The 25,145-nt window shown below is 73.1% G+C and carries 22 protein-coding genes; 11 read left to right on the top strand and 11 right to left on the bottom strand.

Annotated features, from left to right (window positions below; translation table 11 throughout):
• Nucleotides 1-36: 36 nt before the first annotated feature.
• Both ACZ7M3_RS28370 and ACZ7M3_RS28365 read left to right on the top strand, forming a co-directional pair.
• A complete protein-coding gene (locus ACZ7M3_RS28370) occupies nucleotides 37-432 on the top strand; it encodes a hypothetical protein (protein ID WP_355305848.1) in 396 nt (131 codons plus the stop codon).
• Nucleotides 429-695: a DUF4031 domain-containing protein gene (locus tag ACZ7M3_RS28365; protein ID WP_054235190.1), complete on the top strand. Its 267-nt coding sequence runs from the start codon at nucleotides 429-431 to the stop codon at nucleotides 693-695. The genes ACZ7M3_RS28370 and ACZ7M3_RS28365 overlap by 4 nt, the downstream gene beginning before the upstream one ends.
• 33 nt (nucleotides 696-728) lie before the next feature.
• Here ACZ7M3_RS28365 and ACZ7M3_RS28360 read toward each other — a convergent pair whose 3' ends face one another.
• The 3 genes from ACZ7M3_RS28360 to ACZ7M3_RS28350 are packed head-to-tail and all read right to left on the bottom strand — an operon-like array spanning nucleotide 729 to nucleotide 3,795.
• On the bottom strand, nucleotides 729-1,832 hold the full coding sequence (locus ACZ7M3_RS28360) for a GNAT family N-acetyltransferase (protein ID WP_472066699.1): 1,104 nt from the start codon (nucleotides 1,830-1,832) through the stop codon (nucleotides 729-731).
• Between the two features lie 20 nt (nucleotides 1,833-1,852).
• Nucleotides 1,853-3,082: a Cmx/CmrA family chloramphenicol efflux MFS transporter gene (locus ACZ7M3_RS28355; RefSeq protein ID WP_472066915.1), complete on the bottom strand. Its 1,230-nt coding sequence runs from the start codon at nucleotides 3,080-3,082 to the stop codon at nucleotides 1,853-1,855.
• A 29-nt stretch (nucleotides 3,083-3,111) separates the two neighbouring features.
• Nucleotides 3,112-3,795, bottom strand: a complete 684-nt coding sequence (locus ACZ7M3_RS28350; RefSeq protein WP_472066697.1) for an HD domain-containing protein — start codon at nucleotides 3,793-3,795, stop codon at nucleotides 3,112-3,114.
• Between the two features lie 556 nt (nucleotides 3,796-4,351).
• Here ACZ7M3_RS28350 and ACZ7M3_RS28345 point away from each other — a divergent pair.
• Nucleotides 4,352-5,056, top strand: a complete 705-nt coding sequence (locus tag ACZ7M3_RS28345; RefSeq protein WP_472066695.1) for a copper homeostasis protein CutC — start codon at nucleotides 4,352-4,354, stop codon at nucleotides 5,054-5,056.
• A gap of 23 nt (nucleotides 5,057-5,079) precedes the next feature.
• On the opposite strand, the gene ACZ7M3_RS28340 is transcribed toward ACZ7M3_RS28345, so the two are convergent.
• Nucleotides 5,080-7,122 (bottom strand): HelD family protein, encoded by a 2,043-nt coding sequence (locus tag ACZ7M3_RS28340; RefSeq protein WP_472066693.1) that lies wholly within the window; start codon nucleotides 7,120-7,122, stop codon nucleotides 5,080-5,082.
• 352 nt (nucleotides 7,123-7,474) lie between these two features.
• Between ACZ7M3_RS28340 and ACZ7M3_RS28335 the strand changes: the two genes are divergently transcribed.
• Together ACZ7M3_RS28335 and ACZ7M3_RS28330 are read left to right on the top strand one after the other, a co-directional pair.
• Nucleotides 7,475-7,669 (top strand): hypothetical protein, encoded by a 195-nt coding sequence (locus ACZ7M3_RS28335; RefSeq protein ID WP_472066691.1) that lies wholly within the window; start codon nucleotides 7,475-7,477, stop codon nucleotides 7,667-7,669.
• A gap of 147 nt (nucleotides 7,670-7,816) precedes the next feature.
• On the top strand, nucleotides 7,817-8,905 hold the full coding sequence (locus ACZ7M3_RS28330) for a glycosyltransferase 87 family protein (protein ID WP_472066913.1): 1,089 nt from the start codon (nucleotides 7,817-7,819) through the stop codon (nucleotides 8,903-8,905).
• On the opposite strand, the gene ACZ7M3_RS28325 is transcribed toward ACZ7M3_RS28330, so the two are convergent.
• Nucleotides 8,863-10,506 carry a DNA repair helicase XPB gene (locus tag ACZ7M3_RS28325; RefSeq protein WP_351308044.1) on the bottom strand — a complete coding sequence of 548 codons (1,644 nt, stop codon included), beginning with the start codon at nucleotides 10,504-10,506 and terminating at the stop codon, nucleotides 8,863-8,865. The genes ACZ7M3_RS28330 and ACZ7M3_RS28325 overlap by 43 nt on opposite strands.
• Nucleotides 10,507-10,581: 75 nt before the next feature.
• Nucleotides 10,582-13,182 carry a helicase-associated domain-containing protein gene (locus tag ACZ7M3_RS28320; protein WP_472066689.1) on the bottom strand — a complete coding sequence of 867 codons (2,601 nt, stop codon included), beginning with the start codon at nucleotides 13,180-13,182 and terminating at the stop codon, nucleotides 10,582-10,584.
• A gap of 348 nt (nucleotides 13,183-13,530) precedes the next feature.
• On the opposite strand from ACZ7M3_RS28320, the gene ACZ7M3_RS28315 reads away from it, so the two are divergent.
• Nucleotides 13,531-14,589, top strand: a complete 1,059-nt coding sequence (locus ACZ7M3_RS28315) for a hypothetical protein (RefSeq protein ID WP_472066687.1) — start codon at nucleotides 13,531-13,533, stop codon at nucleotides 14,587-14,589.
• A 64-nt stretch (nucleotides 14,590-14,653) separates the two neighbouring features.
• The gene (locus ACZ7M3_RS28310; protein ID WP_472066685.1) at nucleotides 14,654-15,316 is read left to right on the top strand and encodes an HAD family hydrolase; all 663 of its coding nucleotides are present in this window, start codon (nucleotides 14,654-14,656) and stop codon (nucleotides 15,314-15,316) included.
• Here ACZ7M3_RS28310 and ACZ7M3_RS28305 read toward each other — a convergent pair.
• Nucleotides 15,292-15,558, bottom strand: a complete 267-nt coding sequence (locus ACZ7M3_RS28305; protein WP_351308056.1) for a hypothetical protein — start codon at nucleotides 15,556-15,558, stop codon at nucleotides 15,292-15,294. The genes ACZ7M3_RS28310 and ACZ7M3_RS28305 overlap by 25 nt on opposite strands.
• Nucleotides 15,559-15,764: 206 nt before the next feature.
• Here ACZ7M3_RS28305 and ACZ7M3_RS28300 point away from each other — a divergent pair, with 206 nt between their 5' ends.
• The gene (locus ACZ7M3_RS28300; RefSeq protein ID WP_054235168.1) at nucleotides 15,765-16,148 is read left to right on the top strand and encodes a cold-shock protein; all 384 of its coding nucleotides are present in this window, start codon (nucleotides 15,765-15,767) and stop codon (nucleotides 16,146-16,148) included.
• Between the two features lie 91 nt (nucleotides 16,149-16,239).
• On the opposite strand, the gene ACZ7M3_RS28295 is transcribed toward ACZ7M3_RS28300, so the two are convergent.
• The 4 genes from ACZ7M3_RS28295 to ACZ7M3_RS28280 are packed head-to-tail and all read right to left on the bottom strand — an operon-like array spanning nucleotide 16,240 to nucleotide 19,826.
• The gene (locus ACZ7M3_RS28295) at nucleotides 16,240-17,109 is read right to left on the bottom strand and encodes a 1,4-dihydroxy-6-naphthoate synthase (RefSeq protein ID WP_472066683.1); all 870 of its coding nucleotides are present in this window, start codon (nucleotides 17,107-17,109) and stop codon (nucleotides 16,240-16,242) included.
• Nucleotides 17,081-17,824 carry a futalosine hydrolase gene (locus tag ACZ7M3_RS28290; protein WP_452970934.1) on the bottom strand — a complete coding sequence of 248 codons (744 nt, stop codon included), beginning with the start codon at nucleotides 17,822-17,824 and terminating at the stop codon, nucleotides 17,081-17,083. Before ACZ7M3_RS28290 ends, ACZ7M3_RS28295 begins: the two co-directional genes overlap by 29 nt.
• A gap of 26 nt (nucleotides 17,825-17,850) precedes the next feature.
• Nucleotides 17,851-18,336, bottom strand: a complete 486-nt coding sequence (locus ACZ7M3_RS28285; protein WP_067371854.1) for a DUF2771 domain-containing protein — start codon at nucleotides 18,334-18,336, stop codon at nucleotides 17,851-17,853.
• A 59-nt stretch (nucleotides 18,337-18,395) separates the two neighbouring features.
• The gene (locus ACZ7M3_RS28280; RefSeq protein ID WP_472066681.1) at nucleotides 18,396-19,826 is read right to left on the bottom strand and encodes an MFS transporter; all 1,431 of its coding nucleotides are present in this window, start codon (nucleotides 19,824-19,826) and stop codon (nucleotides 18,396-18,398) included.
• Between the two features lie 476 nt (nucleotides 19,827-20,302).
• On the opposite strand from ACZ7M3_RS28280, the gene ACZ7M3_RS28275 reads away from it, so the two are divergent.
• The 3 genes from ACZ7M3_RS28275 (at nucleotide 20,303) to ACZ7M3_RS28265 (ending at nucleotide 25,127) form a co-directional block, all read left to right on the top strand.
• Nucleotides 20,303-21,229: a DUF3027 domain-containing protein gene (locus tag ACZ7M3_RS28275; RefSeq protein ID WP_472066679.1), complete on the top strand. Its 927-nt coding sequence runs from the start codon at nucleotides 20,303-20,305 to the stop codon at nucleotides 21,227-21,229.
• A gap of 331 nt (nucleotides 21,230-21,560) precedes the next feature.
• Nucleotides 21,561-24,767, top strand: coding sequence for a sacsin N-terminal ATP-binding-like domain-containing protein (locus ACZ7M3_RS28270; RefSeq protein WP_472066677.1), 3,207 nt, complete (start codon nucleotides 21,561-21,563; stop codon nucleotides 24,765-24,767).
• A gap of 147 nt (nucleotides 24,768-24,914) precedes the next feature.
• A complete protein-coding gene (locus ACZ7M3_RS28265) occupies nucleotides 24,915-25,127 on the top strand; it encodes a hypothetical protein (RefSeq protein ID WP_472066675.1) in 213 nt (70 codons plus the stop codon).
• Nucleotides 25,128-25,145: the final 18 nt, after the last annotated feature.

The following is a 25,145-nucleotide window of genomic DNA, read 5'->3' as shown; positions in this document are numbered from 1 at the left end:
CTGGGGTATGCGGTCAAGGGTGCGCACAATGGGTGCATGGACCCCACCAGCCATCCCGTCACCCCCTTGGAGCAGGCGTTGCACGCGGCCCGCGCCCTCGTTCTCGCCGATCTCGTCGCGGGAGAGGTCGCCGAGGCGGATGTCGTCTCGCTCGTCGAGGACTCGGTGGTGCAGCGCCGATGGTGGGTCGAACAGTGGCCGGAGGGCGTCGGCTATGTGGCCGGGCTCGTCGCCCAGGACGTACAGGACGCGTTGCTGGAGCGGTACGGGCGGTGGCCGCTGTGTCCGGTCTGCGGCTCGGGCGACCCGCACGCCCTCGACGTCGAGCCGGAGCTCGGGCCCGATCCGCACTGGGTCTGCCACAAGGCGGGCGTGAAGGTCGCGTCCGTGGGATGCCTGGGGTCGGCGACCGGCGAGATGCCGTCCTCGTGACCGTCTACATCGACCCACCCGCCTGGCCGGGGCACGGGCGGCTCTGGTCGCACCTGGTCAGCGACGTCTCGTACGACGAACTGCACCTGTTCGCCGCGGACTTGGGCGTACCTCCGCGCGCCTTCGAGCGCGATCACTACGACCTGCCCTCCCACCGGTACGCGGACGCCGTGCGCGCCGGGGCAGTGGAGGTCAGCAGCCGCGAGGTGGTGCGGCTGTTGTACGGGGCGGGGCTGCGCCGGCGCAAGTACGTCGGTCGGTAGGCGGACCGGTCGGCCCGTCCCGGCGGGCGGAGGTCAGTCCGTACGGGCGTACACCCGCAGCGACGGATCCAGCGCGCGTAGCTCGTACGCGTACTCCTCCTCGTCCTCGCTCACCCGGGTGAATCCGGCGCGCGCGATGACCCGTTGGGAGGGCGCGTTGGTCCGCTCTATGGCCGCGAAGAGGACGTCGAGCTCGTCGCGGGCGAGGGCCCAGGCGGCCAGGGCGCGCAGGGCCTCGGTCGCGTAGCCGTGGCCGCGGGCGCTCTCGGCGAGGTCGTAGCCGACTTCCGCGCGGCCGTTCTCGTCGGGGGCGCCGTGGAAGCCCATCGCGCCGACCGCCCGGCCGTCCTCGGTCCGTACGAGCACGAACATGCCCCACTCCGGGCGGTGCACCCCGCTCTCGTACGCCTTCATGACCATTCCGGCGGCGTCCCGCGTGCCGTCGAAGGGGCCGCCCTCGATCCACTCGAAGCCGCCGGTGCCGCCCGCGCGCAGATCGGCGGCGGCCGCCGGGGTGACTCCTTGAAGGGTGAGCCGTCCGGCCTCGATCACCAGGTTGTTGCTCCAGCGCCACTCGGTGAGCGGCGCGCGGCCGGGCAGCTCGCCGCGGCCGGTCGCCCACAGGAGCGTGGGCCACGGCTCGGACCCCGGCCTGACGTGCGGAAAGATCCGGGAGAGTACGTCCGCGCAGAGCTCGGCCGGCGGCTCGTAGGCGACCCCGAGACCCTGCGCGATGTCGTGCGTGTGCAGCAGCACCTCGGTGACACCCATCGCGGCGAAGCCCTCGCGGTTCGCGCTGCGGAACGGGTAGGGGTGGAAGGCGCGCACCTCGCGCGGCGTGGTGCGCACGGCGGCGGCGAGCAGGGCGCCGGTCGTCTCGATCACGTCGACGACGCCCGCGTTGTCGGTGCCGTCGTCCAGGGTGATCTCGAAGGGCACGTACGCCGTGGTGGCCCGCCCCGCCAACTGGCCTGCGTACGCGAGGAGATCGTCCGCGATGTGCTCGGCGGTCCTGCGGCAACTCCACTCGAGACGGCCTGCCCCGACCGCGTCCCAGTCCCGCCCGGCCACCGTCCGCAACAGCGCGACCGCGCCCGCGACGGCTTCCTCCACCTGGTCCCCACCCATGGATCGCATGCGGCTGAGGATAGGCGCGGTCAGACGTCGTTACGTACTGGATTGTTGGTCCTGTCGGCTTTTTCGGCCTTCTTGTTCATGGACACCACCACGCGGGAGGCCCGGGTACGGCGCTGGAGGCGCAGCGAGACCGCGGCCACCCCCAGGCCCGTCACCGTCATGGCCGCGCCCGCCCAGGCCGTCGCCGCGTAGCCGAGACCCGCGTCGATGACCGTGCCGCCGACCCAGGGGCCGCCGGTGTTGCCGAGGTTGAAGGCGGCCGTGGTGGTGGCACCAGCCAGGGTGGGGGCGGCCCCGGCGAGGTTGAAGAGCCGGGCGTTGAGCGCCGGGGCGGTGAAGAAGCAGGTGACGCCGAGGAGGAAGGAAAGAGCCACGGCCGCGAACGCGTACTGCCCCAGGAGCGCGAGCGCCACGAGGACGGTGGTCGAGGCCGCGGTACCGGAGAGGAGCACCCCGAAGAGGTGCGCGTCGGCGACCCGCCCGCCGATCGTCGTACCGATCAGCGCCCCGACCCCGAAGAGCGCGAGCACGCTCGGCACCCAGCCGTCGTCGAGCCCGGCGACATCCGTGAGCAGCGGCGAGAGATAGCTGAACGTGCAGAAGACGCCGCCCGCGGCGAGCATCACGAGAGCGACGGTGAGCCAGATCTGTGCGTCACGGTAGATGGAGACTTCCCGCCTGAGCCGCGGCTTCTTGTCGGGGAGCGGGATGCGGGGGATGAGGGTGACGACCCCGACCAGAGCGATCGCGGAGGCCGCGCCGACGGCCCAGAACGCGGACCGCCAGCCGAGGTGCTCGCCGAGGAAGGCACCGGCCGGGACCCCGAGCACGTTCGCGATCGACAGGCCGCCGATCATCACCGCGAGGGCGCGGGCCCGGGAGGTCACCGGGACCATCGCGATCGCCACCGCCGCGCCCACCGCCCAGAAACCCGCACAGGCGAGGGCGCTGACGATCCTGGAGGCGAAGAGCACGGCGTACGTCGGCGCCAGCGCGCCGGCGATCTGGCCGAGCCCGAAGACGGCGATGAGCGCGACGAGGGTGGTACGGCGGGGGAGGCGGAGGGTGGCCACGGCGAGCAGCGGCGCGCCGACGACCATGCCTATGGCGAACGCCGATATGAGCAGACCCGCCTGCGGAATCGTGACACCCATGTCGTCGGCGATGGGCGGCAGGAGCCCCGAGAGCATGAACTCGCTGGTCCCGAGGGCGAAGACGGAGAGGGCGAGGATGTAGACGGCGAGGGGCATGCGGGGGCCGGGCGGCGGACCGGTGCGGCTCACTTGGCGTCCTTCCGGGGCGGGTTCGCCGATTCCGGGGTGGTTTCGGTGAGGTGGGCGAGCTCACGCCGGATGTTCTCCCGGGCCCGCTCCTCCCACTCCCGTGTTCCGTACGGCGTCCTGAACAGTCCCGGCAGGTCGAGGAGTTGACGCAGTACGGCTGCCCGGCCCGCCCGGAACGCCTCGTCCGGGACGAAGGCGTACTCCTCGCGGACGGCGGCGGTGTAGGCGGCGTAGGTGTCCGGGGCCGAGGCGAGGATCGCGAGGTCGGCGTCGCAGAGGACCTGGCCGTTGCGGTCGTCGTCGGCCGGGGCGTGGGTGACGGTGAGCCGGACCAGACGCCCGACCTCGGCTGTTTCGGCTTCCCTCACCCCGGCCTCGGGGAGGGCGCGTTCGGCGAGGCGGGCGGAGCGTTCCTCGTTCTCGGAGCGGTCGGGGAGGTAGACGGCGTCGTGGAACCAGGCGGCGAGGCGGACGAGGGCGGGGTCGTCCGCGTACTCCTCCAGTACGTCGATGTGGTCGAGGACCGCGGTGAGGTGCGCGACGGTGTGGTAGCGGCGCTGGGGCTCCTGCCAGCGGGTGAGGAGGTTGTCCGCGTACGGGGTCGGGGCGGGGCCGCCGGGGGAGCGGGCGCCGTCGAGGGCGTGGGACCAGCGGGTGCGCAGCGCGTCGAGGTCGGGCATACGTCGATTCTCCTGCTCGGGCTGCTTGGCCCCTAGCGCCTTCCCTCGCCCCCGCCGCCCCTACCCGTCCCATCCCCCGGGGGCTCCGCCCCCAGACCCCCGGGTGGGTTTGTCGGCTGCGGCTGGGTGGGGGCTGGTCGCGCAGTTCCCCGCGCCCCTAAGGCACGGGGCTGCGCCCCGGCGCCCCTTCAGGGGCGCGGGGAACGGCGCGACGAGCCCCCACCGTCCCGCAGACGAACGAATTCGGATGGACGGGGGATTCGGGGCGCAGCCCCGTCTTGGGGCCGCGGGGAACTGCGCGATCAGCCCCCACTGCCCCGCAGACGAACGAATCCGGGTGGACGGGGGATTCGGGGCGCAGCCCCGTCTTGGGGGCGCGGGGAACTGCGCGATCAGCCCCCACTGCCCCGCAGACGAACGAATCCAGGTGGACGGGGATCCGGGGCGGAGCCCCGACGATGTGCCCCGGTAAACGGCGAGGCCTTCTCGCGGGGGGCGGTGGCCGCGGCGTACCCTGAGATTGGACTAGACCTGTAGCCGCAGAGGAAGAGGCCCCATGAGCGAGCGCAAGCGTGCAGTCCTGGAGGTGATCGCCCTCGGCGTGGAGGACGCGGTCGCCGCCCAGGCGGGAGGCGCCGACCGGCTGGAGCTGGTCACCGACATGGCCGCCGACGGGCTCACCCCGGCGCTGGAGACCTTCGTCGGGATCCGCGCCGCCGTCGACATCTCGCTGCGCGTCATGCTGAGGCGGGCGGACGGCTTCGCGGCGGGCGCCGCCAAGGACGTCGACGCGCTCGTACGGCTCGCGGAGGAGATGCGGGCCGCCGGAGCGGACGAGTTCGTGCTCGGCTTCCTCGACGAGCACGGAGGTCCCGACCTGTCCGCCGTCGAGCGGATCGTCGCGGAACTGGACGGCTGCCCCTGGACGTTCCACCGCGCGATCGACCGCGCCGCCGACCGCGACTCCCTGCGCAAGCAGCTCGCGGACCTGCCGGGCCTGGACGCGTACCTCACGGCGGGTTCCCCGGACGGCGTGGACGACGGTCTCCCGACCCTCCTCGCCGAGGCCGCCCGCCGCACCGAACCCGGCTACGAACCTCGGATCATGGTGGGCGGCGGCCTGCGTCTCGATCACGTTCCTCCGCTGAGGGCCGCGGGGATCGACGCCTTCCACATCGGTGGGGCGGCCCGGCCCGGCGGATGGGACGGGCCGGTGGCGGTGGCGGCCGTACGGGAGTGGCGGCAGGCCCTGGACGCGTAGCGGCCGTCGAAGGGCCCGCCCGGCTAGGCCAGTTGCTGCGGCAGCGGGGCCGCGTGGGTGACGGTCAGGCCCGAGACCGCTCGGGTCAGGGCCACGTACAGGCGGCGCAGTCCGGTCCGCTCGTCCGGTTCTCCGTCGACCACGGCCTGCGGCTCGTCCAGGACCACGTAGTCGTACTCCAGGCCCTTGGCGAGGGAGGCCGGGACGAGGGTGAGGCGGGTCTGAGCCGTCGTCTCCTCGCCGGGGCCCAGGTATGTCAGCCCCGCCGCCGCCAGCGCCTCGGTGAGCGCCGGGATCCGGGCGTCGGCGGCGATGAGACCGATCGAACCCTCGTTGCGCAGCAACTCCTCGCAGGCGTCCACGACCTGCTCGTCGGCGGTCGTCGGCCGCACCTCGAAGAAGCCCGGGTTCTCACGGACCGACGCCACCGGGGTCAGGCCCGGCGCGATGTGCGGCAGCAGTCGGGAGGCGTAGGTGATGACGTCGGTGGGGACGCGGAAACCGGCGGTCAGCTCCTCGATCACCGCGTCCCCCTTGCCGAGGTGGGTGAGCGCCTCGTCCCAGCTCCGCGTCGCCCAGGGGGTCGTGCCCTGTGCGAGGTCACCGAGCACGGTCGCCGAACCCGTCGTGCAGCGCCGCCCGACCGCCCGGTACTGCATCGGCGACAGATCCTGCGCCTCGTCGAGCACGACATGGCCGAGGGAGTGGGTGCGCTGGACGAGATCGGTGGCCTCGTCGATCAGCACGGCGTCGGCGGGCGCCCACCTGGCCGACTTCACCGACCGCACCGGCTTCGACCAGAGGATCTCCTTCTGTTCGTCCTCGTCGAGGATTCCGTCCGCGTGGACGGCCAGGAAGTCGGCGTCGGTGAGCAGGCGAAGGACCAGTTTGGCCGGGTCGACCGGCGGCCAGATCGCCTTGACGGCTGCCTTCACCGCGGTGTTGCGGGCCACGGCGTCCTGCACCCGGTCGTCCGGTGCCTCGCCCGAGCGCTCCATCTGGACCAGCACGGCGTGCGCGATCCGCTGCGGAAGGGCCTCGCGGGCGGCGCCGTACCGGATGTCGCGGTCCAGCAACTCCCGGACGATCGTCTCGAGTTCGTACGCCGGGACACGCCAGCGCCGCGACCCGCGCACGACCACGACGCCCTCGGTCGGGAGCGTCACATGCGAGCGGACGGCCCGGCGCAGCACCTCGGCCATCCGGGCGTCGCCCTTGACGACGGCGGCGGTCGCGTCGTCCGTCCCGCGTACCTCCACATGCGCGACGAGGTCGTCGACCGTCGCCTGCTTGACCTCGAGCTCGCCCAGCGCGGGCAGCACCTGCTCGATGTAGTGCAGGAAGGACTTGTTCGGCCCGATGACCAGGGTGCCGGTGCGGGCCAGCCGCTCCCGGTGGGCGTAGAGGAGGTAGGCGACGCGGTGCAGGCCGACGGCCGTCTTCCCGGTGCCGGGGCCGCCCTGCACACAGACGGAGCCCGAGAGACCCGACCGTACGATCTCGTCCTGCTCCGGCTGGATGGTCGCCACGATGTCCCGCATCGGGCCCACGCGCGGGCGCTCGATCTCCTGCTGGAGCAGCTTGCTGGTCGCCGCGGCCTCGGAGGGGTCGGACAGGTGCTCGTCCTCGTACGCCGTGAGGTCGCCGCCGGTGTACCCGAAGCGGCGGCGCAGTCCGACGTCCATCGGGTCCTTCTTCGAGGCCCGGTAGAACGGCTGCGACACCGGCGCGCGCCAGTCGATGACCATCGGGTCGCCCTCGGCGTCGTGCACGTGCCGGCGCCCGATGTAGAAACGCCCGCCCTGCGCGCCCTCCGCCTTGTCGGCGCCGGGTGCGTGCAGATAGTCGAGGCGGCCGAAGAACAGCGGGGTGTGACTGAGGTCGGCGAGGGCCTTGATCCGCTCGTCGATCTGGTGCTGGAGGACCGCGGCGTTCACCCAGTTCGCGGTGACGTCCTTGATGTCGAGGTTCTCCACGTCCTCGCGCATCGCGCGCAGTGCCGCACGGGACGAGCCGAGGTGGGCGCGCTCGCGGGAGAGGGGGTCCTGGGCGGGTGGGGTGGACAACGTGGTGCCTCCGGAAGACCTGCTGCGTGTGAGTGGGTACGGCGGTCGAGCCGTTGGATGCTGTCCGGTTTCCGGCCGGGCGGCGGCACTCCGTCGAGGGAGGCGGGCAAGAGCGGAGATTCTAGGTCAGGGGAGGAGGTCCGGGCCAACTCTTTTTCGCGGACCGCTCGCGGCGTCGTGCGCGGCATCGCTCCCGGCGTCCTACGCGACATCAGGGATGCGGCCCCCATATCCCTAGGGGTCGCCGTCCGTCGTGAGGCGTACACGCAGAGGCCTGAAGACGTACGAGAGGCCGCCGAGGTTCGGTCCATAGGCCGACGCCATATGGGGTCGCGGATTCCATCATGGATACATGAGCGCAGCAACCTTCACCTCAGGCCCTTCCCGGCGCGGTCCCGCCGCTCGTGGCGCGACCGCCTTCTCCGCCGTCCACCACCACCACCGTGTCGGCGACGCCCTGCGCGCCGTCAAGGTCTTCGTGGGCGCGGCGTTCGGCGTCGTGCTCCTCGGGGAGTACGAGGAGGAGGCGGGCGTACGACACCGGTGAGCCGTCCGCCGGGGTGAACCGTCCCGGCACTAGGGTCACTCCGTGCTTCAGCGGAACGTGACCGATCGCTCACTCGACGAAGTTCTCCCGTTCTCCGCCCCTCGTTTCTCCGTCTCCCGCCTTCCCGCGGCTCTTCTTCCCTTCCTCCTGCTCACCGCTTCCCTCGCCGCGTTCGCCGCGCTGTGTCTTCTCCGGCGCACCCCGATGGCCGACGCGCTCGTCTACCAGGCCGAGGGCGCGGCCGTCGTCCAGGGCACGGATCTCTACGGGTTCACCGTCACCGAGTGGCAGCTGCCCGCCACGTACCCGCCCTTCGCGGCGGTCCTCTTCGTCCCGCTGGCCTGGCTTCCGCTGTCCGTCCTCAAGGCGGCCTTCGTCGCCGGGAACGTGGCCCTGCTGGCTGTGCTGGTCCGGCTCTCCTGCCGTCTCGCGGGCCTGCCGACGCGGCTGCCCGCGCTCTGCGCCGCGACCGCGCTCGCCCTGTGGCTCGAACCCGTCTTCCAGACCGTGCTCTTCGGCCAGATCAACCTCGCCGTCGCCTGCCTGATCCTCTGGGACCTGACACGGCCGCCCGGCGCCCCCGGCAAGGGCATCGCCCTCGGCATCGCGGCCGGGGTGAAACTGACCCCCGCCGTCTTCGTGGCGTATCTGCTGCTCAGGGGCCGACGGCGGGAAGCGGCCACCGCCCTGGCGGCCATCACCGGGACCGTACTCCTGGGAGCGCTCGCCCTTCCCGCCGCGAGCGTCGACTTCTGGACCCGGCGGCTCTACGAGACCGGCCGCGTCGGCAAGGTGTGGATCGTCGACAACCAGTCGCTCCAGGGGCTGATCGCCCGGGCGCTGGGGGACCCGGCACCGGGTCCGCTGTGGGCCGTACCCGCGCTGGCCCTCGCGGCGGCGGGACTGTGGCTCGCCCGCCGCGCGCGCACCGACCGCCAGGGCGTCCTCGTCATCGCCCTCACGGCCCTGCTGATCTCACCCATCAGCTGGTCGCACCACTGGGTGTGGTGCGTCCCGCTGATCGCCGTGCTGTACGCCGAACACGGCCCGCGCCCGGCCGCCGCCACCGCCGCGGTCTTCGCGGCCCGCACCCTCTGGCTGGTCCCCCACCAGGGCGATCTGGACCTTCGTCTCCCCTGGTGGCAGCAGCCGTTCGCCTCGCCGTACCCCCTGCTGGGGCTGGTCCTGCTGGTTCAGTTGTCGGCCAGGAGCTCGTCGGCGTCGACGATCCGGTAGGCGTACCCCTGCTCCGCCAGGAACCGCTGCCGATGGGCGGCGAAGTCCTGGTCGATGGTGTCGCGGGCGACGACGGAGTAGAAGTGCGCCTGGTGGCCGTCGGCCTTCGGGCGCAGCACGCGGCCGAGGCGCTGGGCCTCCTCCTGGCGCGAGCCGAAGGTGCCCGACACCTGGATGGCGACGGTCGCCTCCGGCAGGTCGATGGAGAAGTTGGCGACCTTCGACACGACGAGCACGCTGATCTCGCCCTCCCGGAAGGCGTCGAACAGCTTCTCCCGCTGCGCGTTGCTGGTCTCGCCCTTGATGACGGGCGCGTTCAAGTGCTCGCCCAGTTCGTCGAGTTGGTCGATGTACTGGCCGATCACGAGGATCTGCTGCCCCGCGAACTTCCGTACCAGCGCCTCGGTCACCTTCCGCTTGGTCGCGGTCGTCGCGCAGAAGCGGTACTTCTCCTCGGTCTCGGCGGTGGCGTACGCGAGCCGCTCGGAGTCGGTGAGGTTGACGCGGACCTCGACACAGTCGGCGGGCGCGATGTACCCCTGCGCCTCGATCTCCTTCCAGGGCGCGTCGAACCGCTTGGGCCCGATGAGCGAGAAGACGTCCGACTCGCGCCCGTCCTCGCGGACCAGGGTCGCGGTCAGGCCGAGGCGCCGCCGCGCCTGGAGATCGGCCGTGAACTTGAAGACGGGCGCGGGCAGCAGGTGCACCTCGTCGTAGACGATGAGTCCCCAGTCCCGGGAGTCGAACAGCTCCAGGTGGGGATAGACGCCCTTCCGCTTGGTCGTCAGCACCTGGTAGGTGGCGATGGTGACCGGGCGGATCTCCTTCCTCGTCCCGCTGTACTCGCCGATCTCGTCCTCGGTCAGCGAGGTCCGCTTCACCAGCTCGTGCTTCCACTGCCGGGCGGAGACGGTGTTGGTGACGAGGATGAGCGTGGTGGCCTTGGCCTGCGCCATGGACCCGGCGCCGACGAGCGTCTTCCCGGCTCCGCAGGGCAGGACGACAACGCCCGACCCGCCGTGCCAGAAGTTCTCCACGGCCTGCTTCTGGTACGGCCGCAGCGCCCAGCCGTCCTCCGCCAGCTCGATCGGGTGCGCCTCCCCGTCGACGTACCCGGCGAGGTCCTCGGCCGGCCAGCCCAGCTTCAGCAGCGTCTGCTTGATCTGCCCGCGCTCGGAGGGGTGCACGGCCACGGTGTCCGGGTCGATCCGGTTGCCGACGAGCGGGATGATCCGCTTCGACCGCAGGATCTCCTCCAGGACGGGCCGGTCGGTGGTGGTGAGGACCAGCCCGTGGGCCGGGTGCTTGCTGAGGGTGAGACGTCCGTAGCGGTCCATCGTCTCGGCGATGTCGACGAGCAGGGCGTGCGGTACGGGGTAGCGGCTGAACTCGACGAGCGCGTCGACGACCTGCTCGGCGTCGTGGCCCGCGGCGCGCGCGTTCCACAGGCCGAGCGGTGTCACCCGGTAGGTGTGGATGTGCTCGGGCGCGCGCTCCAGCTCGGCGAACGGCGCGATGGCCCGACGGCAGGCGTCGGCCTGCTCGTGGTCGACTTCCAGGAGCAGGGTCTTGTCGCTCTGGACGATGAGGGGTCCGTTCACACCCGTCCCTTTCTGCGTGCCGTCACCCCGCGCGGATGACCGGCCAAACGTCCAGTGTGCCTCAAGGGGCGGTGATCACGGCTGGTCGTCGGCGAGCTCGGCGACCCCCGTCACGCGGTGCAACGGATAGGTGCGGACCTCGTCCGCGGTGTGGTCGTACGCCGTCACGAAGCCTCCCTCCACCCGGATCGGGGCGATCACGCGCTGGCTGGCGGCGCCCTCGGCGTTCACGTACCCGATCCACACCGCCTCTCCGGTCATGACGGCGGCCTGCATGGTGGCGAGGGTCTCGGCGGAGCTGGTGCGCGGCAGCTCGCCGTTGCCCGGCGCCGACGCCTGCGTGTCCTTGCGCGGGGTCGTGGAGGCCAGGTCACCGGCGCGGATGGCGCGGACCGCGGCACCGAGGAGCGTGGCGTCGGGCACCGGCGGACCGTCCGGGACCGGCACGGGGGCGGAGCGCGGCGGGGTGCGGTGGGCGTGCGCGCGGGTGATCAGCACATCACCCTCGGCGGACTCCGCGGCGGGCGCGAAGCCCATCGAGCGCAGGCCCACCAGCAGGGCCGCCGGGTCGGCCTGGGCGGCGAGCACGGTGGGTGCGAGGCGGCGCAGCCGCAGTCCCTGCGAGCGCTTGTCGGCGAGGATCTCGCTCAGCAGCGCGTCGTCGTCGCAGCGCACGTACGCCGAGGCCGCCCCGATCCGCAGATGGCCGTGCCGGCGCGCCACGTCGTCGATCAGATAGGCGAGCGGCTGCGGGACGGGCGTGCGGGAGTGGGCCGTGAGGAACGCGTGCAGGTCCGAGGCCGACCGGCCCGCGTCCAGGGCGCGCCGTACCGACCCGGGGGTGAAGCGGTAGACCGTCGCCCCGCCCTTCGACTCGACGTCCGCGAGCACGCCGAGCGTGTCGGCGAGGGGCCGCTCCAGCGGGCCGGGGGCGACGGCGGTCAGGTCCGCCTGGAGCAGGACGTGGTCCAGCGGCTCGGGCAGCAGCGGGGCGAGGAGCCGGGCGGCGTGGGCGACGGCAGCGGCCTGCTCGGCGGGGGAGCGCGGGGTTTCGGAGAGGGGGGCCTCGACGGCGGGGCGGTGGTGCTTGTGGGCGGGGAGCTTGTCGCCGGGACCGGACGGGGCGCGCGTCCCGGTCTCCCGCACGCTCGCCGACGGCAGCCCCAGCAGCGCCCGCCCCTGCGCCGAGAGGGCGCCCCGGCCGGTGACTCCCAGGAGCTCCGACTCGGACAGCGTCCACCGGGCGAGCCGGGCCCGCAGATCCTCGGCCGTGCTCCGGTCCCCGCGCGGCGGACGCTCCCACTGGAGATGGGCGAGGACCGAGTCAGGGGTGGCGGCGGCGCCCTCGGGCAGGGTGGCGAGGAGGGTGAGGACGCGGTGGCGGACCTCGGGGGCCGCCGAGCGGTCGAGGCCGGGGCCCAGCGCCGACAACGTACGGTCCTTCGTGTCCCGCCCGCCGATCAGGCCCGCCGTACGAGTCGCGGCCAGCCACGCGGCGGCGAGCGTGGCCCACCGTTCGGCGGCGGGCCGCTCCAGCCACTCGTCATAAGCGGGAGTGGCCGCGTACCTCTCGTCGGCCTCCCCGTCCGAGGCCAGCAGGCCCGCCGCGTAGGCGAGCTCGACCCAGAACGCGGCGATCGGCTCCGCGACGTCCAGCGCCACCGCGGTCCGCTTCAGGTCCCGCACGCTGAGCCCACCGGCGCGCAGTACCGCGGGCCCGCCCTCGTGCCAGTCCTTCAGCAGCTCCTCGACGGTGGCGAGCGCCGTGTACGCCTGGCCCGCCGCCGCACTGTCCACAACCTGTGGACGGTGTGTCCGTGCGGCCTCGACCGCCGGGGCCGCCGGTTCCGTCGCCCGGTGCGCGCGGCCCGCCCGCAGATGCAGGGCGACCTCCCGGGGCAGTACGACCGTGCCGGGCGCCGTCGGCAGCAGCAGCCCGCGGTCGATCAGCCAGCGCAGATGGCGTGCCGGGTCGGCGGTCACCTGGCCGTACGGCGGCCCCCACACCAGCCGGGACAGCACGTCCACCGCCTCGGCCGGGGCGGTGTCGAGGAGCGCCGACATCCGGGCCCGGTCGGTGAACAGCCCGGTGAGCGAGGCGACGGCGGAGACGGAGTCGTGCGTGGTCGCCAGCCCCGCCTCGGCCACGATCTCCTGGATGCGCCCCGGGGACATCCCGGCCGTGGCTTCGGCGACGGTCGGGCCCAGGCCGGTGGGGGACGGGTGCTGGGGGGACGGCGCGAGCAGCTCGCGCGCCGTGCGTACGAGGCGCAGGCGGTCGTCGGGGCCCCACACCAGGGCCTGCTCGCGGAGCGTCCCCAGAGCGCGCGGGAACGCCGCCGTGACCGCCGGGTCGCTGTCGTCGCCCGCCAGCAGTGCGAGCAGTTCGTCGCGCGCCGCCGGGTCCGACGCGACGGCGAGGGCCTCCGCGGTCTGGAGCGCGAACCGGTCCAGGCGCTCCAGGGCGCGGACCACCGAGGCGCGGGTGCCGGCGCGGGTGGCGAGCTGGGTGAGGTCCGTGGGGACGGGGGTGATGAGGTCGGGGCGGGTGCGGAGGAGGGCCGACAGGGAGGCGTCGTCCCGGGCGCGGAGGGCTTCCGCGAGGGAGCGCGGAGCGGTGCCCTGCGGGGCGGGGTCCGGGGTTCGGCCCGGCGTGGGGTGCTCCTCTGTGCTCATCCGCTCAACGGTAGTGGTTTCTCGCCCCCGCCGCCCCTACCCACCCCATCCCCGGGGCTACGCCCCGGACCCCGGGAGTGTTGTCCGGCTGCGGCTGGGAGGGGGCTGGTCGCGCAGTTCCCCGCGCCCCTAAGGCACGGGGCTGCGCCCCGGCGCCCCTCAGGGGCGCGGGGAACTGCGCGCCGAGCCCCCACCCGGCCGCAGTCGAAGAACCCACCCGGGGGTCTGGGGGCGGAGCCCCCGGGTGGGGATGGGGTGGGTAGGGGCGGCGGGGGCGAAGAACTCGGGGTGTACGCGGTACCGTCGTGGCCACGGGGTTTACAACGTGCGCGCCCCGGAGGGGACTTCGTGGGGATTGAGAGCGACCAGCTCGTATTCGACTATCTGAGCCGCGTCGGAGACCTGGCCCAGCAGCGCCAGCTGCCCTCGGCCACCCGCATGCGACTCGTGTCGGAGCTGCGCAACGAGATCGACCGACGCCGGGCGAAGGCCCCCGTCGACAGCCCGGCCGCCGTCCGCCGCATCCTCTCCCGCCTCGGCACCCCGGACGACATCGTCGCCGCCGCCCGCGAGGGCGCCCCCGAGGCCGGTACGGACACCTGGGCCGCCGTCCCCACCCAGCGCGCCGGCGAGGCCGAAGACCGCCCCAAGGGCCTGCGCCGAGTCGTCCCGAGGCCGCGCCCGGCGGAGCCGAAACCCGCGCCCCGCCCCACCGAGACCGACGACGCCCCCTCCCCGCCCCACCTGGCGAGCACGCACGAACTGGGCGACAGCTCCGCGGATCCGGACTGGTGGCGCAAGGACACCAGCCCGTTCGGGCTGGGTGACAGCGTGCCGGGATTCGTCGGCGGCGTGGAGATCCCCGAACTGCTCAAGCCACCACCGAAGCACGAGGACGAGGACGAGGACGACGACGAGGACGCGACCGGGGACGATCCGGCCAAGTCCTCCAAGTTCTCCAAGCCCTCCAAGTCGGCGAAGCCTTCCAAGGCGCCCAAGGTAGAAAAGCCCGCCCCCGTCGAGGACCCCGACGTCACCGTCGCGCCCCGTCGCCGACTCCCCCGCCCCGGCAACTGGACCAACCCCCTCCTTCTGCTGGCCGCCGTCCTCCTCGTCGTCGGCGCCGTCCTCGGCAACTGGTTCGTCCTCGGCCTCGGCTGGCTCATCGCCTGGGCCTCCCGGCGGCTGAGCCCCGTCGAGTCGAAGTGGGCCGTGCTCGGCATGCCGGGGCTGGCCGTGACGGCGGGCGTCGTCTGGCTGTGGGGCCGTACGGACGGCCGCTGGGGCGATCCGATCGTCAAGGGGCACATGAACGAGGCGGTCGCGCAGACCTGGCCGTGGGTGGTCAGGGGCGCGGCCGTGGCCTCTGCGCTGTACCTGGTGTGGCGCTCACAGCGACGCCGCTGACCCCCGCGACCGACCGCCACCGGCCACCACACGGGCGCGTGGGCACCTGGGCACAATGGTCCATATGCCTATCGCATCGACGACCCCCCGGACTGCCCACCTGCTGACCGTCGGCTTCGACCTCGACATGACCCTGATCGACTCCCGCCCCGGCATCCACGCCTGCTACCAGGCACTTTCGGAGCGCACGGGGACGTACATCGACTGCGACCTGGCCGTCACGCGGCTCGGACCGCCGCTGGCGGAGGAGCTGATCAACTGGTTCCCGGCGGACCAGGTGCCCGCGATCGCCGACCTCTACCGCGAGATGTACCCCGTGCACGCCATCACCGGCACACTCGCGATGCCCGGCGCCCGCGAGGCTGTCGCCGCGGTCCGCGCGGCGGGCGGGCGCGCGGTCGTCGTCACCGCGAAGTGGGAGCCCAACGCCAAACTGCATCTGGACCACCTGGGCATCGACGCCGACGCGGTCGTCGGCAACCTGTGGGCCGAGCAGAAGGCAGAGGCACTGCGGGAGCACGGCGCGAGCGTGTACGTCGGCGACCACACCGGTGACGTCCGCGGCGCGCGCACCGCGGACGCGTACTCCGTCGCGGTCGCCACCGGCCCGTGCGACGCGGCGGAGTTGCGCGCGGCGGGCGCGGACGTCGTGCTGGCCGACCTGACGGAGTTCCCGGCGTGGCTGAGCGACTACCGCGGGGATTACCGGGAGGCCGTCCGGGCCTGAATCGCGCGGGCCTGACGGCGTCCCGCGGCGACGGACCGCAGCACCCCCGCCGCGGCAATCAGGAAGCCGACGCCCATGAACATGCTCAAGCCGAACATGTACGTAGGGAAAGGCGTCGTATGGAGGAGTAGCGGGGCCACGGTGACGAGTGTGGCCACGGCTCCGACGAAGAACACGATGGCACCGGCACGGATCAGCCGGTCACCGGGCTCGGCGGAATTCGGTTGGGTTTTGTCACGCACCGGACCAGGGTAGTTCCCAGCGCGAAGGAACAATCCGGCGACGTCTTGTCACCGGCCCCGGGACCATTAGCCTTGGTACCGGCGGGTCCGACGACCCGCTGTAGTGCTATCCGGGGCAGTTTTCGACCGTTGCCCGTGCAACGGCCCGAGTGTGCGCCCGTGCAGTTTCAGAGCAGTTTCCGACGAGTACGAGGACGAGGACAGACGTGCCTACCGGCAAGGTCAAGTGGTTCAACAGCGAGAAGGGCTTCGGCTTTCTCTCCCGCGACGACGGCGGCGACGTCTTCGTTCATTCCTCGGTCCTGCCCGCCGGAGTAGATGTGCTCAAGCCCGGCCAGCGCGTGGAGTTCGGCGTGGTCGCCGGCCAGCGCGGTGACCAGGCGCTTTCGGTGACCATCCTGGACCCGACCCCTTCCGTCGCGGCCGCCCAGCGCCGTAAGCCGGACGAACTGGCCTCCATCGTGCAGGATCTGACGACCCTTCTCGAAAACATCACGCCGATGCTGGAGAAGGGCCGCTACCCCGAAAAGGCCTCCGGCAAGAAGATCGCGGGCCTCCTGCGTGCGGTCGCCGACCAACTCGACGTATAGCCCGCGGGCGGGCGGAAGGAAGCGCCGGAGGCGTATCCGGGCCGAGGGGCGTGATCAGCCCCTCGGCCCCGTCCGTACCGTCGGCCGGGGATCAGGGGAACGACAGCGCGTGGGGTCCGAGTGCCGGGACCAGTCCTTCGGCGGCGGCGCGGGTGAGCAGGCCCCGGATCGCGGCGTAGCCGTCCTCCCCGAGGTCGGCGGTGAACTCGTTGACGTACAGGCCGATGTGCTGGTCGGCGACGGCCGGGTCCATCTCCTGGGCGTGTTCGAGGACATAGGGGCGGGAGGCCTCCGGGTCGTCCCAGGCGGCGCGGACCGAGGAGCGGGTGGCGTCGGCGAGGCCCTTCAGGCGCTCCTCGCCCAGCGAGCGCTTGGCGATGATCGCGCCGAGGGGGATGGGCAGTCCGGTCGTGCGCTCCCAGTGCTCGCCCATGTCGGCGAGCTTGTGCAGCCCGTAGTTCTGGTACGTGAAACGGGCCTCGTGGATGACGAGTCCGGCGTCGACCTTCCCGTCCCGTACCGCCGGCATGATCTCGTGGAAGGGCATGACGACGATCTCGCCGACCCCGCCGGGAACGGTGTCCGCGGCCCAGAGACGGAAGAGCAGGTAGGCGGTCGACCGCTCGCTCGGCACGGCGACCGTGCGCCCGGTCAGGTCCGCGTCCGGCTCCCGGGTGAGGACGAGGGGCCCGCAACCCCGGCCCAGCGCGCCCCCGCACGGCAGCAGCGCGTACTCGTCGAGGACGTACGGCAGGACGGCGTACGACACCTTGAGCACGTCGAACTCGCCGCGCTCGGCCATGCCGTTGGTGATGTCGATGTCCGCGAAGGTCACATCGAGCGCGGGCGCGCCCGGGACGCGGCCGTGGGCCCAGGCGTCGAAGACGAAGGTGTCGTTCGGGCAGGGCGAGTACGCGATCTGCAGCGTCTTCTCAGGGCTGGTGGTCTGGGTCTGGGTCATGTGGGTTCCAACTCTCCAGGACGGGCGCGAGCTTCCCGAACGCCTCGGTGAGGGCCGCGAGAGCCTCTCCGATCCGCCAGGCGGCGCGGTCGCGCGGGCCGACGGGGTTGGAGACCGCGCGCATCTCCAGTACGGGCACACCGTGCGCGGCGGCCGCCTCGGCCACCCCGAAGCCCTCCATGGCCTCGGCGAGGGCGCGCGGGTGCCGGGCCCGCAGCTCGGCGGCGCGCTCGGCGCTGCCCGTCACGGTGGACACGGTCAGTACGGTTCCGGCGCGTCCGCCCGTGGCCGACACGACTTCTCGTACGAGTGATTGCGGTGGACGGTGGCTGACGGTCCCGAACCCGAGTTCGGTGACCGGCAGGAACCCGTCCGCGGTCTCGGCGCCCAGGTCCGCCACGGTGATCTCGTCGGCGACGACGAGGGATCCCACCGGGGCCCCAGGCTGAAAACCGCCCCCGATCCCGGTGGAGACGACGAGGTCGTAGGGGGCGCCGTCCAGGGCGGCCGCGGTGAGCGCGCCCGCGGTGGACGCGGCGGCCGGAGCGGGCCCCACCCCGGCGGCCAGCAGATCGAGGGTCACGCGGGCGGCAGTGCCGTCACGGGAGGCCGGGGACAGCCGCTCCAGGGTCGTCCCGGGCAGCCGCAGCGAACGGCCGGCGGCAGTGAACGCCCCGGCCACCGCGTCCCTCTCCACGGGAACGGCGGTGGCCACCAGCACCTTCAGCCCAGCGACAGCGATCAGGCGTCCTTCTTGAGCTTGAAGGACCACAGCCCGGTCACCGTCTTGTCGCCCTCCTTGATGGAGACCAGCGTGGAGTTGCCGCTCGCGCCGTACTGCGCGTTGAAGAACACGCTGCCCGGGATCGTGCGGTACGTCTTCTTGCTGGAGTCGGTCAGCGGCTGACCGTTCATCAGGATCGTCCAGCCGTTGTCGGCGATCTTCGGGTCCACACCGAACCGGACGGTCTCGTCGGGGTCGACCTTGATGGACTTGATGTCCGTGCCCTTGAGGCACTTGGCCAGGTCCGCGGTCTTCACCTCCTTGCCGTCGTTGTAGCAGTCGGTCTCGGAGCTCACGGAGTTCTTGCCGACCGTGATGGTGGCCAGCGGCGTCGGCTTGTCACAGGCGGACAGGACGAGAAGTCCGGCGGAAACGGCGCCGAGAGCGGCAACGGCGCGACGGCGATGTCCATTGGCGGCTCTGCCGCGGGGCAGGGAGGTCATGGCCGAAGGCTATCGGGCACGTCCACCGCTCTCCCCACGTGGGGTACGGCGTGCCGCCGTCAGGCCACGCGTGAGCGCACCGAGCCCCCGCGCCGCGCCGCGCCGAGCAGCCCCCGCGTGGTGGTCAGCCACCCGACGGCGACGATCGCGGCGGCCACGGACAGGCCCAGCGTGCCGTTGAGGGGCAGCACGATGCCGATCGCGCCGCCGAACACCCAGGCCACCTGCAACAGCGTCTCCGAGCGCGCGAACGCCGACGTACGGACCAGTTCCGGCACGTCCCGCTGGATCAGCGCGTCCAGGGAGAGCTTGGCCAGCGCCTGCGAGAACCCCGCGACCGCCGTCAGACAGGCCACCAGGAAGGCCCCGAAGAATAGGGCGGCGGTGATCGCGGCCCCCAGCACACACGCGACGACCGTCACGATGATGATCTCCGGGGCGCGCGATTTCAGCCAGGCCCCGACCGCCGTGCCGAGCGCGTTGCCCGCGCCCGCCGAGACGCCCACTATCCCGAGCGAGACGGCCGCGCTCTCGCCGGTGAGCGGGTGCTCGCGGAGCAGGAAGGCGAGGAAGAAGATCAGGAAGCCGGAGAGACAACGCAGGGCGGCGTTGGCGCCGAGGGCGTGGGTGACGGCCGTACCGACGGTGCGCAGTCCCGGACGCCGCAGCTTGTCCTTGATGAGCTGCGGTCGGTGCAGATGCTCCTCGTCCGCGACGAGCAGCGCCCGGTCCTCGCCCTTGGCCGAGTCGACCTTGGGCGGCAGCGTGAACGACAGGAACGTGCCCGCGATGAAGATGACGAAGGCGCCGTAGAGCGGATAGCGCGGGCCGAGGGCCTGCAGCCCCGCCCCGATCGGCGCGGCGACACCGGTGGCCAGGAGCCCGCCCAGGGTGACCCGGGAGTTCGCCTTCACCAGGGAGAACCGGGGAGGCAACAGCCGCGGCACCACGGCGCTTCGTACGACCCCGTACGACCGGGACGCGACCAGCACGCCCAGCGCGGCGGGATACAGCTCCAGGCCGCCGGTCACGACCGCGCCCGACAGCAGCAGCGCGAGCATGGCCCGGGCGAACATCGCGCCCGCCATCGCGGCCCGGCGGCCGTGCGGCAGACGGTCCAGAAGCGGGCCGATCACCGGGGCGAGGAGGGTGAAGGGCGCCATGGTGATGGCGAGGTAGAGAGCGACGCGCCCGCGTGCCTCGTCGGTGGGCACCGAGAAGAAGACGGTGGAGGCGAGCGCGACGGTGATCATGACATCGCCCGCGCCGTTCACCGCGTGCAGCTCGATCAGTTTCCCGAGGCCGGATTCGCCCGCCCCGTGCGCGTGCGTCGCCTTGCGGATCCCGCGCGCCGTTCCGGTCACCGGGAAGTGCAGGGCACGGCCCATCGCGCGGACGGAACCGGTCATCCGGCCCGATCCGCCATTTCTGGTGCCGCCCTTGGCAGCGCCGACACCGGCGGCTCCTTGGGGCGACCTCGCGGCTGCCACTCCGCAATAGTGCCCCGAGAAGTGCGTACGTAGTGCGGTTACCGCGCGTATGGCGGCCGAGTGGGCGGGTGACGGGCCGCATGCGGGGCGCGTGTCGGGGTGCCGAACCGGACCGGGTCGGGGGTGAGGAGCGTTTTCCGGCCGACCGCGATGGTTGTGCGAGGTTCTTTTCGATCCGTACGAGAGGGGGTGTGGGGTGGGAAAACACGGCCTCGGAGCGGTCCGGAAACCTGGCGCGGAGTGCGGAAGCGCCCCGCCGGTGTGGGCCCAGGGCTCAGGAGAAGGTAGCGTGCGTAGCGCGCCTGCGGCGGTTGTTCTCGGCCGCGCGCCTCTCGGTCATCCCGCAGAATGGATGACGTAGGTGCGCCCGAGTGCGATCGGGCGTGGACGTCGACGCGGCCCACCGGTCCGCTCCGTCCGCACCCCCGCCGAGGAATGGCGCACCCGTGAGACGGCGTAGGAGAGAAGCGATACCTGTGAGCGCAGCGACAACGCGAAGCCGCACCCCCGACCGCCTGTGCGCCGAGGCCGTCGACCTCGCGCGCACCGCCGCCGAGGAGGCCGCCGCCCCCGGCGTCGTCGGCGAACACGTGGGACTGGTCTCCGAGGGGGACCGCGTTGTCACGCACTACTTCGAGTGCAAGGAGTTCGGGTACCGCGGCTGGCGCTGGGCCGTCACCGTCGCCCGTGCCTCCCGCGCGAAGGTCGTCACCCTCGACGAGACGGTGCTGCTGCCCGGCCCCGACTCCCTGCTCGCCCCCGAGTGGGTGCCGTGGAGCGAGCGGCTGCGCCCCGGGGACATGGGCCCGGGCGACCTGCTGCCCACGGACGCCGAGGATCTGCGTCTGGAGCCCGGTTTCTCCGGGGAGGACGAGCCGGCGCCGAACTCCGCGGTCTCCCAGGACATGGCGGAACTGGTCGAGGCGGAGGACGCCGAGGTCACCGCCGGCACCCCCGCGCATCTGCCGTTCGCCCCGCGCCGCGGCTCGATCGCGGCCGTCGCGGAGGAACTCGGCCTGCGCCGGGCCCGTGTGCTCTCCCGCTACGGCCTGCATGTCGCGGCCGACCGCTGGGAGGAGTCGTACGGCCCCAAGACGGCGATGGCCCAGGCCGCCCCGGCGTCCTGCGTCAGCTGTGGCTTCCTGAACCCCATCGGGGGCTCGCTCGGACAGGCGTTCGGTGTCTGCGCGAACGAGTTCTCTCCGGCGGACGGGCGTGTCGTCTCGCTCTCCTACGGCTGTGGTGGCCACTCCGAGGCCGCGGTCATGCCCAAACCTCCCCGCCCGGCTCCTCCGGTCATCGACGAGACCAAGGTCGACCCCTTCCCCCTGCGCCCGTCCCCGGACTCCGGTTCGGTCTCCGTCACCCCCGACGAAACCGCGGCCGAACTGGGCCACTCGTAACGTCCCTCGCCTCGTCCTCGAACGCCGGACGGGCTGAAAGATGCAGCGCCCCTTCAGGGGCGCGGGGAACCGCGCGGCCGGCCCCCACCGGCCCGCAGGCAGGGGATCTGTGGGTGGGGATCCGGGGCGTAGCCCCGGTTCAGGGGGCCCGGAAGCCCGCGGCCGGGCGGATCCGGGCAGGCCGGAATCCGGGGTCCCGGCCCCGGAGTGAGAGCGCCGCAGGCCGAGACGCACCGTGGCCCGGGCCAGAACCCCTTCCGCCGCGCGGTACCTTCGTGCCGCGGCCGAGCCCAGCGCTCGCGATCGCGCGAAGCGAGAGGGAGAGTGAACCGTGAGCAAGTTCGTGCGGCCGGCAGCCGAGGGCGCGGACCCGTTCGGCACGGCCCGCCTGCGCCGCGGCGTGCAGGACGCCTGGGCCACCAGCCCGGCCCGGTTCCGCGAGGACGCCAACGCCGAGGAGGACCTCGTCCTCGGCGGCTACCGGGACCGGCTCGTCGTCGAGCTCGCCCAGAACGCCGCCGACGCGGCAGCCCGCGCCGGCGTCCCCGGCCGTCTCCGCCTCACCCTCCGCGACGGCGTACTCCTCGCGGCCAACACCGGCGCCCCCCTCGACGCGGCCGGCGTCGAATCGCTCGCCACCCTCCGCGCCTCCGCGAAGCGGGACGCGCACGACACCGCCGTCGGCCGCTTCGGCGTCGGCTTCGCGGCCGTCCTCGCGGTGACCGACGAGCCCGCCGTGGTCGGCCGGCACGGCGGCGTGCGCTGGTCCCTCGCCGAGGCCCGCGAACTGGCGGCGGACACCGCCCGCCACAGCCCGGGCCTCGGGGACGAGATCCGTCGGCGCGACGGTCATGTGCCGCTGCTCCGGCTGCCGTTCGCGGCCGAGGGCACCGCCCCGGACCCGTACGACACCGTCGTGATCCTCCCGCTGCGCGACCCCGCCGCCGAGGGCCTCGCCGAGCGCCTCCTGCAGAACATCGACGACGCCCTCCTGCTCGCCCTCCCGGGCCTGGAGGAAGTGATCGTCGAGGTCGGGGAGGGCGGCGAGGACGTACGCACGCTGCGGCGCCGCGGGGACGAGCACGGCGTCACCATCGAGGACTCCCGCCACGGCACCACGCCCTACCGCACCGTCTCCCACCACGGCCCCCTCGACCCCGCCCTCCTCGCCGACCGCCCGGTCGAGGAGCGCCTGCGCCCGCACTGGTCGGTGACCTGGGCCGTCCCGGTGGACGAGGACGGCACGCCCGCCCGACCCCGTACCAGCCCCGTCGTGCACGCGCCCACGCCCAGCGACGAGCCCCTCGGCGTGCCGGCCCTCCTCATCGCCTCCCTCCCGCTCGACACCACCCGGCGCCACGCCGCGCCCGGCCCGCTCACCGAGTTCCTGGTGGAGCGCGCCGCGGACGCCTACGCCGAACTCCTCGCCGCCTGGCGCCCGGTGGACACCGGGATCATCGACCTCGTGCCCGGCCCCCTCGGCAAGGGCGAGCTGGACGGCACCCTGCGGCAGGCGATCCTGGACCGGCTGCCGCGTACCGCCTTCCTGCCGCCCGCCGTCCCGCAGGCCAAGGACCAGGACGCTCCGGCGGACTGGCCCGAGGGCGAGAGCGACGCAGCCGGGGCCGGGATCGGTCTCGCGGAGAACCCGGACGCCCTGCGGCCGCGCGACGCCGAGGTCGTCGAGGGCGCCGGTGCCGACACCGTCCGCGTCCTCGCCGAGGTGATCCCCAGCCTGCTCCCCGCCGGGCTGGAACGCCGGGTGGAGCTGCGGACGCTGGGTGTCGCCCGCGTCCCGCTCACCGAGGCCGTGGACCGGCTGGCCGGTCTCGAGAAGGACCCGGGATGGTGGTGGCGGCTGTACGACAGCCTCGCCGGCGTCGACCCGGACCGGCTCTCCGGCCTGCCCGTACCGCTCGCCGACGGCCGTACGACCATCGGCCCCCGCCAGGTCCTGCTGCCGCTCCCCGAAGGGCCCACTCCCGACGACACCTGGGCCGCCACCTCCGACGCCCTCGCCCGCATCGGCCTCAAGGTCGCCCACCCGGACGCCGCCCACCCCCTCCTGGAGAAGCTGGGCGCCCTCCCGGCCACCCCCCGCGCCGTCCTCACCACCCCGCAGGTGCGTGCCGCCGTCGCCGCCTCCCTCGACGACGAGGGCGCGGCCTGGGACCAGGAGACCCCGGACACCGAGGAGTTGGCGGACCTCGTCCTCGCCCTCGTCCGCGACGCCGCCCTCGAACCAGGCGACGAACCCTGGCTCGGGGCCCTCGCCCTGCCCGACGATGAGGGCGAACTCCTGCCCGCGGGTGAACTCGTACTGCCCGGCAGCCCCTTCGCGCAGGTCATGCGCGAGGACGAACTCGCCTTCGTCGACGGCGAGCTGGCCGACCGCTGGGGCGAACAGCCGCTCGCGGCCTGTGGTGTGCTCGCCAACTTCACCCTCGTCCGCGCCACCGACGTCGTCCTCGACCCGGACGAACTGGAGCCCCGCGACTCGGACTTCGCCGAACCCGACGACGCGGGTCTGCTGGACGCCGTCGACGTGTGGTGCGAGGACGTCCTCGACCGGCTGCCCGACACGCCGGTGCCGCCGGTCGCGACGGAGATCGTCGCCGTACGGGACCTGGACCTGGTCGACGACGACCGCTGGCCGCAGGCACTCGCCCTGCTCTCCCGGCCGCCCCTGCGGGACGCGCTCACCCAGCCGGTGCGGATCCTCCTCCCGGACGGCACGCACGAGATCGTCCGGCCGTACACGGCCTGGTGGCTGCGCGACCACCCCGTCCTCGACGGCCGCCGCCCGGCCGGTCTGCGGGCGGCGGGCGGCGACCCCCTCCTGCACGGCCTGTACGACGCCGCCGACGCCACCGGTTTCGACGACGAGCAGGTCCTGCGGGCGCTGGGCGTACGCACGTCCGTGGCCGCCCTCCTGGGCGAGCCCGGCGGCGCCGCCGAACTCCTCGACCGGCTCGCCGACCCCGACCGCGAGGTCTCCGGAGCGCAACTTCACGCCCTCTACGGGGCCCTGGCCGACCTCGAACCCGAACAGGTGACCCTGCCGGACGAGTTGCGGGCCGTGGTGGACGGCGAGGTGGTCGTGGTGGACGCCGCCGACGCCGTGGTCGTCGACTCGCCCGACCTGCTGCCCTTCACCGGCGGCATGCCGCTGCTCCCCGTACGGCCCGCGCGCGCCGCCGATCTCGCCGAGCTGTTCCAGGTGCGGCGGCTCAGCGAGTCGGTGACCGGCGAGGTGACCTCTGAGGGCACCGAGCACGACGTACCGGAGTCCGTGCGGGTCCTGCTGGGCCACTCGACCCCCACCTCGTACGTCGAACACGAGGAACTCGTCGTCGACGGCACCGAATTGGACTGGCGCCGCACACGGGACGGGGTGCTGCACGCCGCCACCCTGGAGGGCGTGGCGGCCGGCCTCGCCTGGGCGGCCGGACAGTGGCCGCGCCGCTTCGAGGTCGCGGCCCTGCTGGAGGACCCGTCCCGCACGGAGGAACTGGCCCGGGACCGCTGGTTCGACTGAGACCTGAACCCGCGCAGGGCGCCACCGGATTCGTCGGTGGCGCCCTCGCGTTCGCTAGGCGGTGTCCCGTTCGGTCAGGAACGTGAGCAGCAGGGCGAAGAGGCGTTCCACTGCGTGCTGTTGCTGTTCCTTGTTCAGCGCCCCCCAGTGCCGGATTCCGGCGCCGGGGAAGGCCTCCTCAAGGACGAGTGCCCTCCAGCCGAGACTGGTCTCCTCGTCCTTGCGGGCGAGAAGCCATTCGGAGACGGGGACGGCAGGGCCGACCTCGCCGCCGTGACGGCCGCCGGCGACCTGCGCTGGTACGCGGGCGACGGCAAGGGTGGACTGGCGGCCGGCAAGAGCATGTGGCCGACGGTCTAGGTGTTGTGTGATGCGAGG

Source organism: Streptomyces sp. NPDC111656 (assembly GCF_055656965.1).
This window is presented reverse-complemented; position numbering and strand designations above follow the sequence as displayed.

What these genes read in the sequence shown, in the direction of transcription:
- ACZ7M3_RS28360 (WP_472066699.1), bottom strand. Translation starts at nt 1,832, where the DNA reads ATGCGATCCATGGGTGGGGACCAGGTGGAGGAAGCCGTCGCGGGCGCG.
- ACZ7M3_RS28320 (WP_472066689.1), bottom strand. Translation starts at nt 13,182, where the DNA reads ATGAGCACAGAGGAGCACCCCACGCCGGGCCGAACCCCGGACCCCGCC.
- ACZ7M3_RS28370 (WP_355305848.1), top strand. Translation starts at nt 37, where the DNA reads ATGGACCCCACCAGCCATCCCGTCACCCCCTTGGAGCAGGCGTTGCAC.
- ACZ7M3_RS28355 (WP_472066915.1), bottom strand. Translation starts at nt 3,082, where the DNA reads ATGCCCCTCGCCGTCTACATCCTCGCCCTCTCCGTCTTCGCCCTCGGG.
- ACZ7M3_RS28345 (WP_472066695.1), top strand. Translation starts at nt 4,352, where the DNA reads ATGAGCGAGCGCAAGCGTGCAGTCCTGGAGGTGATCGCCCTCGGCGTG.
- ACZ7M3_RS28285 (WP_067371854.1), bottom strand. Translation starts at nt 18,336, where the DNA reads ATGACCTCCCTGCCCCGCGGCAGAGCCGCCAATGGACATCGCCGTCGC.
- ACZ7M3_RS28350 (WP_472066697.1), bottom strand. Translation starts at nt 3,795, where the DNA reads ATGCCCGACCTCGACGCGCTGCGCACCCGCTGGTCCCACGCCCTCGAC.
- ACZ7M3_RS28310 (WP_472066685.1), top strand. Translation starts at nt 14,654, where the DNA reads ATGCCTATCGCATCGACGACCCCCCGGACTGCCCACCTGCTGACCGTC.
- ACZ7M3_RS28295 (WP_472066683.1), bottom strand. Translation starts at nt 17,109, where the DNA reads ATGACCCAGACCCAGACCACCAGCCCTGAGAAGACGCTGCAGATCGCG.
- ACZ7M3_RS28335 (WP_472066691.1), top strand. Translation starts at nt 7,475, where the DNA reads ATGAGCGCAGCAACCTTCACCTCAGGCCCTTCCCGGCGCGGTCCCGCC.